Source organism: Paenibacillus sp. PastF-3, from assembly GCF_029893135.1.
Taxonomy (GTDB): domain Bacteria; phylum Bacillota; class Bacilli; order Paenibacillales; family Paenibacillaceae; genus Paenibacillus_AQ; species Paenibacillus_AQ nitricinens.
In genome coordinates this window covers 70,465-86,100 of record NZ_JARXWM010000009.1, presented here as the reverse complement: position 1 = coordinate 86,100, position 15,636 = coordinate 70,465, and the positions used below count along the sequence as shown (strand labels likewise).

Annotated in this window: 13 protein-coding genes; 4 read left to right on the top strand and 9 right to left on the bottom strand. The window is 45.9% G+C overall.

What is annotated here, in order from left to right; translation table 11 throughout:
• Positions 1-109: 109 nt before the first annotated feature.
• The 3 genes from M2444_RS18745 to M2444_RS18735 form a co-directional block, all read right to left on the bottom strand.
• Complete coding sequence (locus M2444_RS18745; RefSeq protein WP_280787743.1) at positions 110-2,512, bottom strand: transcription initiation factor TFIID; 2,403 nt, start codon at positions 2,510-2,512, stop codon at positions 110-112.
• Between the two features lie 4 nt (positions 2,513-2,516).
• On the bottom strand, positions 2,517-5,906 hold the full coding sequence (locus M2444_RS18740) for a tubulin-like doman-containing protein (protein WP_280787742.1): 3,390 nt from the start codon (positions 5,904-5,906) through the stop codon (positions 2,517-2,519).
• A gap of 61 nt (positions 5,907-5,967) precedes the next feature.
• Positions 5,968-7,785 (bottom strand): vWA domain-containing protein, encoded by a 1,818-nt coding sequence (locus M2444_RS18735; RefSeq protein WP_094871502.1) that lies wholly within the window; start codon positions 7,783-7,785, stop codon positions 5,968-5,970.
• Positions 7,786-7,972: 187 nt separating this feature from the next.
• Between M2444_RS18735 and M2444_RS18730 the strand changes: the two genes are divergently transcribed.
• The 3 genes from M2444_RS18730 (at position 7,973) to M2444_RS18720 (ending at position 11,069) form a co-directional block, all read left to right on the top strand.
• Entirely contained in the window at positions 7,973-8,143 is a 171-nt protein-coding gene (locus M2444_RS18730; protein WP_156113055.1) for a hypothetical protein, read from the top strand.
• The gene (locus M2444_RS18725) at positions 8,136-9,062 is read left to right on the top strand and encodes a hypothetical protein (protein WP_280787741.1); all 927 of its coding nucleotides are present in this window, start codon (positions 8,136-8,138) and stop codon (positions 9,060-9,062) included. The genes M2444_RS18730 and M2444_RS18725 overlap by 8 nt, the downstream gene beginning before the upstream one ends.
• 228 nt (positions 9,063-9,290) lie before the next feature.
• A complete protein-coding gene (locus M2444_RS18720; RefSeq protein ID WP_280787740.1) occupies positions 9,291-11,069 on the top strand; it encodes a hypothetical protein in 1,779 nt (592 codons plus the stop codon).
• Positions 11,070-11,165: 96 nt separating this feature from the next.
• On the opposite strand, the gene M2444_RS18715 is transcribed toward M2444_RS18720, so the two are convergent.
• Together M2444_RS18715 and M2444_RS18710 are read right to left on the bottom strand one after the other, a co-directional pair.
• A complete protein-coding gene (locus tag M2444_RS18715) occupies positions 11,166-11,720 on the bottom strand; it encodes a pyridoxamine 5'-phosphate oxidase family protein (RefSeq protein WP_280787739.1) in 555 nt (184 codons plus the stop codon).
• Positions 11,721-12,020: 300 nt separating this feature from the next.
• Positions 12,021-12,503, bottom strand: coding sequence for a GyrI-like domain-containing protein (locus tag M2444_RS18710; protein ID WP_280787738.1), 483 nt, complete (start codon positions 12,501-12,503; stop codon positions 12,021-12,023).
• A 152-nt stretch (positions 12,504-12,655) separates the two neighbouring features.
• Here M2444_RS18710 and wrbA point away from each other — a divergent pair, with 152 nt between their 5' ends.
• Positions 12,656-13,297 carry an NAD(P)H:quinone oxidoreductase type IV gene (gene wrbA / locus M2444_RS18705; protein ID WP_094875457.1) on the top strand — a complete coding sequence of 214 codons (642 nt, stop codon included), beginning with the start codon at positions 12,656-12,658 and terminating at the stop codon, positions 13,295-13,297.
• Between the two features lie 77 nt (positions 13,298-13,374).
• On the opposite strand, the gene M2444_RS18700 is transcribed toward wrbA, so the two are convergent.
• From M2444_RS18700 to mutT, 4 genes are read right to left on the bottom strand one after another with little or no spacing between them, the layout of a single operon-like run.
• The gene (locus tag M2444_RS18700) at positions 13,375-14,373 is read right to left on the bottom strand and encodes a Gfo/Idh/MocA family protein (RefSeq protein ID WP_373455807.1); all 999 of its coding nucleotides are present in this window, start codon (positions 14,371-14,373) and stop codon (positions 13,375-13,377) included.
• A 44-nt stretch (positions 14,374-14,417) separates the two neighbouring features.
• Positions 14,418-14,768 (bottom strand): DUF1648 domain-containing protein, encoded by a 351-nt coding sequence (locus tag M2444_RS18695; RefSeq protein WP_094870792.1) that lies wholly within the window; start codon positions 14,766-14,768, stop codon positions 14,418-14,420.
• Between the two features lie 37 nt (positions 14,769-14,805).
• On the bottom strand, positions 14,806-15,132 hold the full coding sequence (locus M2444_RS18690) for a nucleoside triphosphate pyrophosphohydrolase (RefSeq protein WP_094870791.1): 327 nt from the start codon (positions 15,130-15,132) through the stop codon (positions 14,806-14,808).
• 37 nt (positions 15,133-15,169) lie between these two features.
• Positions 15,170-15,565 (bottom strand): 8-oxo-dGTP diphosphatase MutT, encoded by a 396-nt coding sequence (mutT, locus tag M2444_RS18685; RefSeq protein ID WP_094870789.1) that lies wholly within the window; start codon positions 15,563-15,565, stop codon positions 15,170-15,172.
• Positions 15,566-15,636 lie beyond the last annotated feature (71 nt).

Here is a 15,636-nt window from a genome sequence, read left to right as displayed (position 1 = left end):
TCTAATGTATCAAATACAACAGAACCCTAGTTAAAGGTTATTTCCGTTGATTCTATTGCACAAAGTGCAATAAAGAGGCTCAAAGTGAGGGTACCCACCTATTACGCCATCAGCGCATCTCGGGAAGCTGTTCTTCACTCACCCCATGAAGCTGATAGCCATTCTGAGCATAGGTTTCATAATAAACCTTCCCATTACGGTAATAGAGCAAGTCCTCTAAATGGAAACCACCCATCAGATTTAATTTTTCCACTCCGCTCCTGCGCTGTTCATGCACGAAGCCTAAGCGATAAATGCGAGTCGTCTCATCCACACCAAATGCATAGCGCAGGAATTCAGATGCACTGTCTCCGAAGAAATATTTTTCCTCATGACGATGCTCTTGCGTGTATTCGAACAGACGAACATTGATCGTCGCGCTATCTTCCAGGTTATGGTACAGACGCTTGAACAGCTCTTCCTTGGATAGAACCTGACGGTTCTCATAAGCAGCCGCAACATTTGCACGTCGCAAAAGCTCTTCTTCGAAAGATAGAGCAAACGGATCTGCCGTTAATATTTCCCGCTGACAAATGGCAATCAAACGCTCCGCTACCGCTACTTTGCCTTGCTCTAACAGCTTAGAAATGCTACCCATATACTTGTCACTAAAGAATATCCCTGGCCCACGCCGGGTCTCGATCTCTTTCATTACTTCTTCTGTGACAACTCGGTAGTATTCCATCACGTTCTGGCCAGTGGTTTCATTCGTTCGCCCAATGCTGTCCATTACAGTAATACGCAGGTCTTCTTGGAGCGTCTCCATAGCTTTCACACGAGCCACACATTCCACGTGAAGCTGCTCAAGCGCAGATTCCAAACGACTGCATAGCGCAAGCTCACTTTCCATACATAATAGCTCATATTTTTTGCCATATACCGCAGAGAATAAGTAATGAATGAAGTTGCGTACCGTTCGTTTGTCAAAAAGCGGCACACGCTGGAACGGTTGGCGCTCCACACTTTCCGCATAAAGATCCTCAAGCTCATCCTGCGCGGAGACAAGTGCTGAACGCAATCCAGTCATATGCTGACGCAAAGCATGCAGCACACTGCCACCCTCATCGCGATCAGCTGTCCACTCCGCAAGCTGATAGAATGTTACTGCTGGTGTAGCTGTTTCCTGTGCCGCCAATAGGGTACGCCATCCACGAAGTGGATGAATACCTTCTACTCTCCGGTTAGACTCTGCCACAAAATTATTACGGAAATAAGCTTCGCCCCCATCACCGAACAGCTGCTGTTCAGCTTCACGAAGTGACAGCTGCTTCAGCTCATTGTAGGACGGACGTCCATGGCTCATTAGCCCTGTCATTTCACTAAGGCCGTCTTTCTCCGGGACTAGCTGCGCCCTATGCTCCCGTAAACGATCAGGATCCAGCCCTAATAGAGATTGACGCTCGCGCATAGTCCATGGACTACCCTCACGCATATCCGCTGCAAGACGCCGGAAGGCGTGATACAGCACGGCCAAGGCAATTTGGACATTAGGCCTTCTTACGCCAGAAAAGCCTGCAGAGGCGTAGCCTTGTCTTCCTGTGCTGCCTCTAATCCCGCTTTTGAAGGTCATATTGTTATACCCGCCGTGTCCGGTTGCCTGATCAGAAGTCGGGCGAACACGATTCTTGAGTAAACTGATATGGGAAATAATCTCGTAGTTATCATCCATGCCGTGAGCAGACATCATTCCGCGCTCATTCTTATCAGAGAGCAGGTACACAAGGTCAAATAATGCAGAAGGACCATGGCCAACTGGAATTGACAGTCCGTCTTCGGTTACAAGCAGCGGCGCATTAAAGGTATAGTCCGTAGCTTGCATTCTGTCCAATTCACGCAGAAAAGCCAGCCCTACCGAGCTGGAATATCCAAAATTATCCCCTTGCTCCCGCTCATTAATTAGAGCGTAGAGATCCGTCTGTACCGACTTAAAAGACTGACTGAGTATTGCACGAGCCAGCAGTGTAATTTCTGGCAACAACACATTAAGCGGGTCATCGACCCGCGTAATGATAGAGAGATGAATCACGTCAAAAGATGAATATAGACGTCCATAATCCGCTATACTGTTGCTCAGCCGCCGGATAACTTTATTCATTTCAGCAAGATAACGTGTATCCTCATGAAACTTGCGGTAAAGCTCATGACGCACCTTGCGCGGATCTGACCCTGCCATATCCGGCAAGGCCATGGCCAGTACCCGGTCTTTTCCTCCTGCATCAGTGCCCCTCTTACTTCTGTCTGTGTCCTCACTCTTCGTGCCTGACACAGCATGTAATGCCATAACACCGCCGGCGTTATCCCATTTCCGTTCGCAGCTATCCAGCACCGGACCGATGGCCGGAGCAACCTTGTCGCCTACGAACAGAAACAGGGCTGGGTAATGGATGCTGCTGCGTCCATCCCCTTTACTGCGCTGTGCCTCTTCCTGTACCGCATATTGTTCACCATAGGATATTGCCAGTGTTTTGATCATTGGCCTATTTCAACTTTCTGCGGATGCTGCCGAGTTTGTTAGTCATACTCTTGTAGAAACTATACATCTCATCGCCGCTCTCATACTCTACCCGTTCATACTCCAAGCTGTCGCGTGCTTCAAGGAAGGATACATAAAGACCTTCCAGCTTATAGAGCAATGGGGTTACGTCTTCAGCGGCAGTCATTTCACTCGCACGGCGAGCTGCCTTACGCAGCAGAACGCTGCGGCTCTTCTCATCCAGCTCCCGGAAATGACGGTACACGGCATATTCCACGTAGCTACGTTCTTTCATCAAGTTGGCAAACGGCTCCCAAGCTTCCTCTTCTTCATCACGGTCATAAACGTAGAGTGCGCCTTTCTTGATAATGCTGTCCGTGTACAACGCTTCGATGAATTGGTCCATCCACTTGTCTTCGTCCAGATATTGATGGAGCAGCCCTTCAAGCTCCGTTGCTTTTGCAGTCAGCTCAGCATATTTAGCTAGCTCAATACGAACACGAGAAATCAGCTGTGGTGAACGAATTAGATTCTCCTGTGCCATTTCTTTATTGATGCTGCCAAAAATATCTTTAATGCCTTCGCGCTCCAAGCCCTTCTCGCGCAGATTCTTTAGTTCATCAGCCGCCTTCTTCACTTCTCCGAGATTCGGACGCGAAGAATTTAACTGCATATCAAATCCACTCAATAGAGCATCCATATCAAATGGTTTCGTAAACACAACAGAGTATCTGTTGCTTGTGTTCTCGTCTACACCTTTTTCGATGATCACTCCGCTTGCCAACGCCTTTGCAAAGTCTGCACGCACACGTGCGTTATAATCACGTACACGAGAATTGACGTAAGTGTCACCCCATGATTTTTCCGGAATCGGAGAAGGGAGATACGTCCAGTTGTTCTTATCCGTCATCACCAGATGGCGGCCGATCCCTTCCTTATCGAGAATGGTCCGCTCATAGTTCTCTTCAAACACCCGCAGCGGCGTGTAGACGAAGAGTGGCACACCGTTACGTGTGTTAAGCCAGAAAATACGGTTTTTCACTTGGCTTTCTTTGATTGTAAATTGTGATTTGCCAAGCGCATTATTCTGATAATTACGAATCCCTTTCAGGATGCCAGGCGCTTTAACAGGTACGGAAACGAAACCCCATGATGGGAAATGCAAGCTGCCCGAGCTGTTGCTAAGGTGGAAGGTAGGCACAGCCTCTTCGTCCAATTTACCGGCAATAATCCGCTCTACGAACTTATCCAGCGGCTCTTCATGGCCGAATTTCATCACAAGGAAATCTTCCATCGAACGGGTGATCAGATCCCCGAACTTATCGCTAAGGAAATCCGAAATCGAGCGAACGATATCAATCTCCTGTTCCTTAACCCAGCGTCCGGAATGTTTCAGCATTTCACGGGTGAAGTCGCGAATCAGGTCGTCGCCGTCCTTCTGATCCATGATTTTGGAGATCGTCGCCGAAATATCCGGCACGTTAACAATGTTCCAATAATAAGTTTTGTTGCCTTTATAATCTGCTTGCTCTTCACCATTGATAAGGATGTCCCCATTCTTGGCAAAAATCGAGCTAAGCGCACTAAGAATCTCCGTAAACACACCGTAAATCCGGCTATTCTCTTCATTTAAGAGTTCATATAAGTCCTCGTAAAATTGAATCATTTGTTCCGTGCGTTCTACATCGGCATGGAGCCAATATTCATTGATTTTAGCCTCAATATAGGCATTTTTCTTCTTCTCTTTGGATACAAAAGCACTGCGAGCATCGCTTAGCTTCTCATCCGCACTGTCCTGTGCCGTCTCAATATCCCTTGGCAGACGCAGCAAGCTTTCACGTAAAGCCTCAATATAAGACTGAATCAGCTTCAAAATACAGAAGCCCTTCTCGGTGTACAGCAGGCGGGAAACGTAGAACGGACCTTGCTCTGGGTGCAGGAAGATGCGCTCCAGCTCTTCACTGAAACGTCCGACAATTTCGCCAGGCAGCTGCTTTTTCGATTTGATATATTCTTCTCGGGCACGAGCCAGGAAGTTCTGCTCCAGCTCTGTATCCATGCTTACCACTTGATTCTTAACTACATTGGCATGATTCAGGCGTTCGCTATTTTCGAACCCTGGTAATGGCTCAGGTACACGGGATTCAAAGGTTTTAATCATGCTGTCGAGATCTATCCCCAGCTTGCGTGCGAATTTCTCAACATCCTCTTGACCAGGCGCCTGCTGGAACATTTTTTCCATTTTATCAAACAAGCGGAAGGCCAGATAAGTCGTCATTTCCTCAATCGGAAGCACGGCAGACGAGGCACCGATAATGTTGTATTCATAGTTAGCTGGATAAGTCTTGTTCATCTGCGCAATATTAGTGCGGATATTACTGATATAGTCATGGATGGCGAATTCTTCACCCGATTGCTTTTCTTCACTTGCCATAAAGTTCGTGATGTTCTCAGCCGTTACGTTCATACAGTAATCATACGCATTCTCAAGCAGCTTACCTTCGGTATTCGTTGCAGAGATTAAATGGCATAGATTAAACGGAGGCAGCGGTGAATTCACCGTCAAAATATTACCGTATTGCTGCTGGAATCGCTCCCCGCGACTGTCCACATTCATCCAGTAATCCAGCTCTTTTAGCGCTGCATAACCGTTCTTGCGAATATATTCACGCGTATGCTCACTTAGACTTTTATTAGACAGGTTCACGTCCGGTGTAAAAAGATAACCCAGTGTGTTCACACGGTCAATACCGGCTGATCCATAATCACGTTCAATAATACCGCGTACGATATAGGCAATATCAAGGAACGCTCCACTACCTGTCCCCCCTGACAAACCTGTCAAAAGGAAGACCATCAGCTTTTTGTTCGTGCCAACAGATAAGGTCTTGATCTTCTTATCAATCGCCCCTACCACCTGATTAATCTTGGTGAACAAGAGCAGGCGTCCAGCCTGCCGCACACCAGCGGCACCGTTCATACCATCTGTGATGCTCAGCTCCGGTGACAGCCAATCCGTGATGTACGAATCAAGGATACTGCGGTTCTGCAGCAATCCGCCGATTTCAGCATTCGCCAGCAATACAAATTCATTCTGTGGATCAAGTCCAATCCCTTTGTATTTCTTCCCGCGATCCTGTTCATTCGTCTCAAAGGCTAGAAACTCCACATTATCCGGCTTGTCCCGCTTCTTCTTGGATATCGGATCTTCCGGCAGCTTAAAGCGGCGGTTAATCTGATATTTAAGTCGCAGCAGGGCATCAATGCCCGTGCCGCCTAGTCCAATAATCAGGATCGGATTATCAATCGTATCCACCCTGATCTTATCACTGACAATCCCGCCGCCTAATGATACATCCAATTGCTGTATATGCTCTCTTACTACTGGTTTCATATGCTTTATCCTCCTAAAAGTTTTGCGGAAGCTGTACTTCAGATTTCTTGCAAAACCACTTCTATACTAAATATTCGAGATAAATCGTCTTATCTACCGTGTGCAGGGACACTGAAACGCGGTCACCACTCTTCAGCTCAAGACCACGCGAGGCATCCGCAGCACGTCCGGATCTCTCTACAGTAACACCTTCTCCACTGCGTAACAGCAATCGGTCATTCTTAGCTGGTGTGAAAATAATGCTCTCGCTTTCCTTCAGCTCAGGCGCTAATTGCAGCAGCTGATGAAGGGTGAACTTGCCTCTGAAGCCAGCAAGTTTCTTATATTGTGGGTAGGTCTTCTCACCCGTGTTGCCGTCTTTAACCTCAATTACCAGCTGTCCAACAAAACCACGTGCCGATTTCTTATTCAGCACATACCATGCCGCAGCGGCTGCCAACACCAGAAGAATACCACCAATAATGTAATACAAGGTATTAGACGATGCTTCTTTCAGAGGTTCTTCTTTGCCAGTCCCTGTTGATGGACTAGTAGTAGCTGCGCCACCTGACTTCGCGCTGATCTTCACAGGAGCACTTTCACGATAGAAACTACTTTCCTCTGCACGAACCTTCAGCTCATAGTCATGGCTCTCTTTTACCTCAAAGGTACCCTTAAAAACATCCCCGGAGTTATCCAGTTCGATTTCCTGTACATCACCTGTATCGATATCTGTAGCAAGCAGTACCGCCTTCATATCTTGATACAAATTACTGAGCGTTACCTGAGTACCATTGCTGAACAGGTGAGAGGTAATATCAATTTTATCACCTTTTTTATAGGTTGCTGATGGCAACGCATCGATCTTAAGCTCCAAATCGTAGTTAAAAACTAGATTAATATCAATTTTATCCTTTGGCACACCTTTGACCTGAAGCTTCCAATCTCCTTCCTGCGGTGACAACAGCTTGATCAAGCTATAAGTAGAAGACTTCGACAGCACAACATCCTTGGACGGGATGGCGACAGCATTTCCTGCAGGATCAGTTAGCTTCGCGGTCACAGGCTGTGACGACATAATTGAGATATTGGCTTCCAAAACACTGCCGTTAGGCACGTTGACGGTCACATCCTGATAATCCCCATTTGCAGTGATCGACTGCACAGGTACTACCTTTAGCTTCAGATGGCTAGCAAAAATTTCACTAAGTATTTGCGGAAGATCATCTGCGGAGTCCGTCGAAAATGCTTTACCACCTGTCTCAGTGGACAGATCAGCGAGTTTCTGTTTATTCAGCTTGCCGTCGGCATTAAGCCCAATCGTATAAATGGGATAGCCATTCTTCTTGGCGACCTCCACAGCGGCGTTCAGTTCTTTATCCGATTCGCTTTGCGTCCGGCCTGTTGTTTTGTTGAAATCATTATTGCCATCAGCTAGCATTACAATGATTGGCTCATGATTCGGATCGCTACCATTCTGGAGCACCTTCACAGCTTCTTCTACACCGACAGCAATGTCGGTATAAGCTCCACGGTCCAGTCCATCAATAAAATCCTTTAAATCCTGTTTATCTGCCTCTGAATTAATTTCCAGCAGGGCCTTCTCCCGCTGCACTTTGTCGGTATAGGCAACAATACCTACTTTATCACCTTGAGTAGATAGCATATCTATGAACATTTTCATCGCTTCGCTCGCGACTTTGTTCTTGTCACTAGTCTTCATGGAGTTACTTACATCGATAAGAAGCACTGCATCAATGTGAGATTGCGCCGATGTTGCCGCATAGGCCTGAACAGCTGCAAATGGTGAGGCAGCAAGACATAGCGCCAGCAGTAATGCCGGGAAGATACGTTGAATAAGTGTCTTAGTTGTTCTGTTACTTTGATATTTACGAAGCATAAATAGGGCTCCTCTTGTGTTATATTAGGCACATATGACAGGTTCAGCACTATCGCTAAAATCTGTAAATAGTATGCCATTATGATATAATTAAACCTTGTAAACTTCAACTTTAGGACCGCCGGACCAAAGTAGCAATGATGCATAGAGTGATCATTCTATGAGCCATCCAGACTGCGAGGCGTCTATGAGAAAGGACTGTTCCATGATTTCATACGTCATTCTTGGGATTACGTTCCTAATTGTCGTAATTCAAATTTCCATCTATGCTGCACGCCAACGTAAACCACTAACTCGAGATGATATTAACGACCGCCTACTGGCCGCATTGAACGGAGGCGATAAAGGCCGTGAATAAGAAAAGACCTGTTACCTTTCGCCCTTTCAAGGCTCCTCGTTACGCTTATGACAAGCTTCGTATTTGTCGCCACTGCGGACAATACACCGCTCTCGGTGAAGATCGATGCTCCAAATGCGGGAAAGACTCACTTATTACGGTAGAGAAGCAAGCTGCATCCATTGCAGGAAGAAAAATGCATACGCGCCTCCTATTCATCTTACTGCTTACACTAGCCTCCGTCTATTTTGGAAATAGCATAGAGCAGATGATGTTATGTGGTGCCGGAGGAATTCTCCTCGCTGGACTATTGTACTATACGCAGCGAAAAGCACGGCAGAACGAGAATCTTCGTTCTCTTAACGAGCTGCTCGGCCGAGGAATTGGCATCATCAAAGAGGGACTGGAGATCAACCGCCAGGAGGCTGTCTCCGTACTCCGTGAGGACGATGTTCTTGCCTACGAGAAGCTGCGCGAACTCTCCATCCTGCTTCGTGGTGACCGGATCGCACGGCAACGTATCGCCTTGCTGCATGGTTTTTTGCTTCGCAAGGATATGGATTTAGAACTGGAGCAGCTTCTTCTTAAGGATTTCGAGCCGCTACTAGCCGAATATATCGGCGAGATCGCTAAAGTCCGTCCTGATCTGATCAAAGATCGTACACTACGATACGTAAAGAACTATGAAGTAGAAATTCGTCATATGAATAATGGTATGACCATCCTTACGGGAGTTGCCGGAGCTGCAGTAAGAATGAAGCGTTATGCCCTGCTCTACTCCAGTATGATCGGCCGATACGTGCAAGATCTGCCTAAAGACCGCTTTATGCGGTTATCCAAACTCATTGCTGCGAATCCCCATGAACCGTGGAATGGCTTGGACCAAAGAGTAGCGGACATTCGTGAAGCCAAATACCGCTGGGACCCGGAAGTTCAATAGGGCTTTCTTATATTTCAAGTAGAAATGACATTGGCATCCGTTATAGATGGCAATTGTTTCTCGTAGAAATATAAGGATAAAGAATAATGTGAAACTATGCTTTCTTATATTTCAAGAAGAAACGGGATTGGCATCTTATTGATGGCAGTTGTTTCTCGGTGAAATATAAGGATAAAGAATGATGTGAAACTATGCTTTCTTATATTTTGAAAAAAGAGGCTACTCTATATGACGTTCAAACCATTAATAACCCTGCGAAACTTTATGATCATTTTGTGTATAAGCATGTTTGTGATGCTTGGACAGAAGGTTTTTCTCATCGCCGACAAAATACAAATAACCAAGGAAGCCGACCGTCTCTATGCTGCTGGCGATCTGATAAGTGCAGAGAATCAGTATCGCCTAGCGGCGGCAAACCATTCCATATTTTATATGGAAGAAAAGGTTGCGAAGCGACTTGATGAGCTGTCACCAATCACGGCCATCCGCCAAGGTTTGAATGCCTTGGTATCATCCGCTAAAGCACAAGCTGCGACGAAAGATTTCACCGGATTTATGAAAAGTTATGATACCCTCCTCAGCTTAAAAGCTACATATATGAAGCCCGGTGGTCCTTATGAATCCTATTATCGCCAGTTATCGACCGATTCAGGCATTTCTGACCAGTTCACAACCTACTTCCGAGAATTTAAGGAGCAGTTTCTTACTGAACTTGCTCAGAGCCAAGATGGAAACAAGAGTGGAGAAGATACTCCTAAATGGAATCTGTTGCAGATTCCCGATGCTTATTACGGAAGCGCTGCATCCAAGGAGGAGTTGCTAACCTCCAAGTTCAAAAGTCATGATACAGCTAAACTAAAAGCCTTAGCAGGCACAGGAAACTTTACAGGCATGCTGGAGAGCACCCTCTCCATGATGAATGCTTACAGCCAGCATAGTTACGAAGCGCCATGGGTACTTGGGCAGGCAGAAAGTAGCGGAAAAATCATCCTGAACAAAGACCTAGAGAGCGATAAAATCACCGCTTTTGCTGGGCATGCTGTTGCCTATCGTCATTTTGCAGGATCAGCAGGGATCACCTCATCCAAAGTACTAACCTTAGTAGATACCAGTAAAGCTAAACTACTTAAAAATGCCAAGCGCATGGCCAGCAAAGGCCAATATGCTGAAGCTATTCAGCTATACAGTGATCTTGCTCCGCTAGAGGATACTTCTTCAATCCTTGCCGCTACAAGATTGGCTTGGAATATTGCTGAACCTGTGCGCCTACTCCCGGGCGGTGAGGAACAAGGCAGATATGGGAACGCCATCTCCAGCAAGGGACTACACGATAAGAAGGTCATTGTGGCTGGAACGGATAGCAATGGTGTCCTCTATTATGCAGCAATGAATAGCGACGAAAGTGTCATTACTTTAACTGGAAATAGTTTACCAAAATTCGAGAGTCTGCGCAGTCTAACTTTTAATGACCAGCTTGCTGCCTCTTCAGGTTCTAGTGCACCCGTGATTCTGGCTGAATCTGAGATCGAAGGTGGACGTACCCTTTTTACAGCATATGAAATGAAAAAAGATGGTATTTCACAGTTGTTTTCTATGTCTGGAGATAGCTACGAACTGCAGTCCGATGATTCCATACTCGTATCTAACGCGGATCTCGGAGACGGTGTCATTGGACAGACAGCACGTTATCGCAAAGTAGATGCCAGCTATCAATTTGCTGAGATTGTTCAGGAGTATGCGGTAATTTCAGCTTCCGATGTAGCGCTTCATCCTTTTGAAAAGGTCTCTTTTCACTGTGAAATCGTCGCTGATAACTTCGGCAATATGCTTGCATACTCCAATGGAATTTATATTTTTCTTCAAGGAGACTTGGGTTCCGTTACAGGTAACGCGTTAGTTAGTGGTCAATATCAGAACGGTTATCAGCTTGTTGGAACGGACATGGGAGAGCAGTATGTGCCTGTGTTTGTGGTGGAATCCGTGGGTAGTATGAGTTTTGCACAGTAGAATATATGGGTTAACTGCTTAGTTGAATTGTGGGAACGCTCGTCGTGACGAATGAGAAATTTTATATATACATGAATCTAGGATCACCATATCCGCTCAGTTTTTTTGTCCAAGGGGCGTCGGTAGCCCGTCTATACTTGTAGTATTCTTCTCTTGTCTATATTCTTTCAGACCTGCTTCGCCCTTTTGGATAGACCAACGTTGTAACGTGTCCCGCTCACCATCATAACTCATAAATGGGACCGAAAATCCGCAGGAAGTCTGTACTTTATGAACATCAATTAAAATGATCTGTCTAGCTCCAGGCAGAGGTGTAAACATAGGGTACAGCGTTTCCCATTCTGATGAACCAGGCAGAATTACTGCCCCTGTTCCATACAGTCTCAGAATGTTCGGCGGTCCTTCAAAGGCACAAAACATAACCGTCACTCTTCCGTTTTCCAGCAGATGAGCGCTTGTCTCATTGCCACTACCGGTCATATCGAGATAAGCCACCTGATTAGGAGACAAAATCCGCAAGCAATCATGACCCTTAGGTGAAAGGTTAACATGCCCCTCTTCAGAAAGTGGCGCTGACCCTACGAAAAAAAGATGCTGCTGCTGAATAAACTCCTGATGTGCAGGTAATATAGCCGTGAATTGTTTTCCCATTTGATGTTCTCCGTTTCTTTTGGTTTGTGTGTGATTCGTTTGATGGGACTGTCACGCTCCATCGAACCTATTAACTCAACCAGCTACTTCGTTCGAAACCAGCCAATGTACGGGATTTTTACCGTTCTTTTTCTCATTCGTTACGCATTCCTTCTATTGATATATATTCGTTTCTACCGTTGAGTAACCCTTCACCCTCACCCAAGGTATTAAACTCATCACCGAAAAAAGGAACTGCCTCTCGGCAGCCCCCAAATCCCCACGAAACATTTCTTTTAGCTAAAATATCTTTCACCCGATCTACTCAATCGCAATATAAATCTCAACCTGCGTGTTGGCAGGATCAAAATTCCGCGAATCGTAAATTTCAAAATCGCCCGTATAGGTTCTTACTTCTGTAGACACCTTAAAATACGCCCAAATCTCCCCCCATGCTTGCGAGACTACTTCAAATACCGGACCTTTTTTCGTCGTAAAAACCATATACTTGCTCTCCGGAACAGCCGCACTCACGATCCCGCTATCCGCTAAATGTCTCTCCCCAGCGACTTCATGCCCGATCACAACGGTGTATGCACCCGACGCATCACTCTCATAATCTGTATACAAGGCATAGATATACTCAGGCTTAACCGTATCCATCTGCCCCGCAATATTACTCTGAAAATACGTTTCCCAGAGCCGCGATAAGCCCCCGTCGGGACCCATTTCCACTTCATTTGTCGTACGTATGCTAACCCCAGCCAATGTCATTTTCGGTTTTTGTGCAAAATAAGTATTCATTATTCTCCCTCATTTCCTGTAATTGAGTTCAGTATACACAAGGGAAGTGGACATCTGTCTGTCCAGTTAGAGCAGAATTATCGATTTAGGTTATAAAAGCATCAATGGGGTAATTAATAGTATGGAACTACACTCGAAGGGAATGACCTAGCATGTCAAAAATTAAATTAGCTGTCATCTATTACAGTGCCACAGGAACTAACTACCAGCTAGCACAATGGGCCGCGGAAAGCGCCGAGAAAGCGGGAGCTGAGGTAAAACTGCTGAAGGTGCAGGAGCTGGTTCCCGAGGATAAAATTGCGGCCAATCCGGCCATGAAGGCCTTGGCTGAGAAGACAAAAGATATCCCCGTTGCAACACCTGATGATATTGTGGAGGCCGATGCGATTATTTTCAGTTCTCCAACCCGTTACGGTAACATCGCTTCTCAAATGAAGCAGTTCATTGATACAACCGGAGGGATTTGGGGCAAAGGACTCACGGTAAACAAAGTCGTCAGCGCCATGAGCTCAGCACAGAATCCGCACGGCGGACAGGAAGCTACGATCTTGGCACTCTACACATCGATGTATCACTGGGGAGCGATTGTCGCTGCACCTGGTTACACAGATCCTGTCACATTCGGTGCAGGAGGCAACCCGTACGGAACAAGCGTCAGTGTAGATGGGGACGGTAAAATGATCGAAGAGCAGGATCGGATCCGTGATGCTGTTTTTCATCAAGCCAAGCGCACGGTTGAAGTGGCCGGCTGGGTCCAAGCAGGCAAAAATAAAAACGACAATAGTCAGAACTAGACTTCCACCTATCGTTCGATATAGCAAACACCCCTCGGAGCTACCTTAGTAGCTCCGAGGGGTGTTGTTTATTTTATTTACTCCCCAGGATACTTAAGACCCCACTGCGCACGTATTTGATCCAGCAGTTTCAGAATCGCTAACGATTCATCCAATGACATGACTGGACTTTCAGTTAGCCCTGCTTGTAAACAACGTCCTACTTCCTCTGCTTCAAAACAATATCCAATAGAAGCTCGATCATCCACAAAGCTCTCTACCTTCTCATCCCCTATATAGAGCGAAGCCGATTTCGGGTTCACTAACGTCCCTTCAACAATTATACGTCCCTCTGTTCCAAACACATGTGCTTCCTCCAGCGTATTAAGACGAATACCACCGTTCAACGAAGCGGTTTTTCCATTGCCATAATTCAACAGCATGGAGAAATGCTCGTCCACTCCAGTCTCGCCAATATGCACCGTACTGGACATAGATTCAGGATGAGGTCCAAACACCATCGAGGCAAAAGAAACCGGATAAATCCCAACATCCAGCAGCGCGCCTCCCCCCAGCTTCGGATTCAGCAATCTGCTTTCCGGATTCCAGTCGGTGCGAAATCCTAAGTCTGCCTTCACCAAACGAACATCACCGATTCTGCCCTCGGCGATCCATTCTCTAACCTTCACCATCGCCGGGATGTAACGACTCCACATGGCCTCCATCAGGAACAGCTTATGATCTCTAGCATAGGCCACCACTTCTTCCAATTCTCCGCTATTCACGGTAAAAGGCTTCTCACATAGAACAGCTTTACCTGCACGTAGCGCCAATAATGCATTTTCTTTATGAAAAGGATGTGGCGTTCCAATATATACAGCGTCTACATTCGGGTCATTTACCAATTCCTCATAGGTAGCATAAGCATGTGGTACTCCATGATCCCTCGCGAATTTATCTGCACTTTCCTGTGAACGCGAACCCACGGCATATGCCACGCCATTGCTGGCATGAGATAAATCAGTAACAAACTGATGGGCAATCCAGCCTGTACTGAGAATTCCCCATCTTATCTTGTAAGCGTTATCCATTTTCATTTGCATGTTCCTCCTAATCCTTCTGCTAAGTCTCTTTAATTCTATCAGACCATTCTAATAAATGTATAGGAACTGATGCCGGCGAACACCACCGTCACTACCAAAATAGCAATATTCCAGCTCCTGCTCAGAGCCGCTGAATGCTCGTTAGAGCTCTGAATAAACGCTTTTTGCAAAAGGAACTGCAGGAGTTTCATGATTATAAACCCCAAACATCCAAGCCCGCTTTGCAAAATAACCTCCAGACTAGACTTGCTTACAAATCTATCAGCCATATTCCCATCGTAATGGATCGGAACCCTATCAGGCATTTTGGAATATAGGAATAAATAAATAGCAATAGGAATCAAGGCTACCACACCGCTTAAGATCATCATCAGTTTAGTTTTGGACAACTTTAATAACCTCCTTATACGGAACAATAATCTCTAGTTATTCTCTTTCCACATCAATCAAAAATATCTGCTCCTTAAATCCGCCACGACGTTCAGCTTTCTCAGCACGAAGCTCCTCCAGCTCTGCGCTATTACTTCCATGGGTCTCCGCCAGCGCTTGAATTACTTCCAGCATGTCGGCAAGCTCCTCTAGCGCTTCTTCATTACTCACTGCCCGAAAATACTCCTCCGACTCTTCTTTCAATTTCTTACGTAGTTCAGTTATGTATTCTTTGGAATCTAATATCCTTGTTTTAAAGTCTTTACCTTGAGAAGCTATCAGGTTGGGGATTCCGTCACGCACTAGCTTTTCATATACGGGCACTTATGTTCTTCCTTTCTACTTGATGTTCAGACTGACTTCACACTTGATCTGACCCCACCATTAGCCGTTCTACAAAAGGAATATCTGCAGGAGCAAACGTGAACGGACCGAGTGCAGTTGGAAACACCCACCTATATTCATCGTGATCGACAAGTTCAATTACACCTCCCAGATATCGGGCTTTCCAAGCAAACAGTCTGATCTCGACACTTCCATAGTTGTGCTCGTTCACGCCAAAGCTTTCATAGGGAAGGATTATTATCCCCATCTCCTCCTGAAGCTCTCTTTGCAGACAATCTGCGATGCTTTCATCCTGCTCTATTTTACCGCCAGGAAATTCCCAAAGACCTGCCTGAGATTTACCTTGCCTGCGCCGAGCAATAAGAATCTGTCCTTCTTCATTATGTATAATCGCTGCCGCCACCTGGATCACAAGGAACACCTCCTTTATTGCTATTTATTAGACAGATACTTCTATTAAAACATACATTTCATTCCAAACCA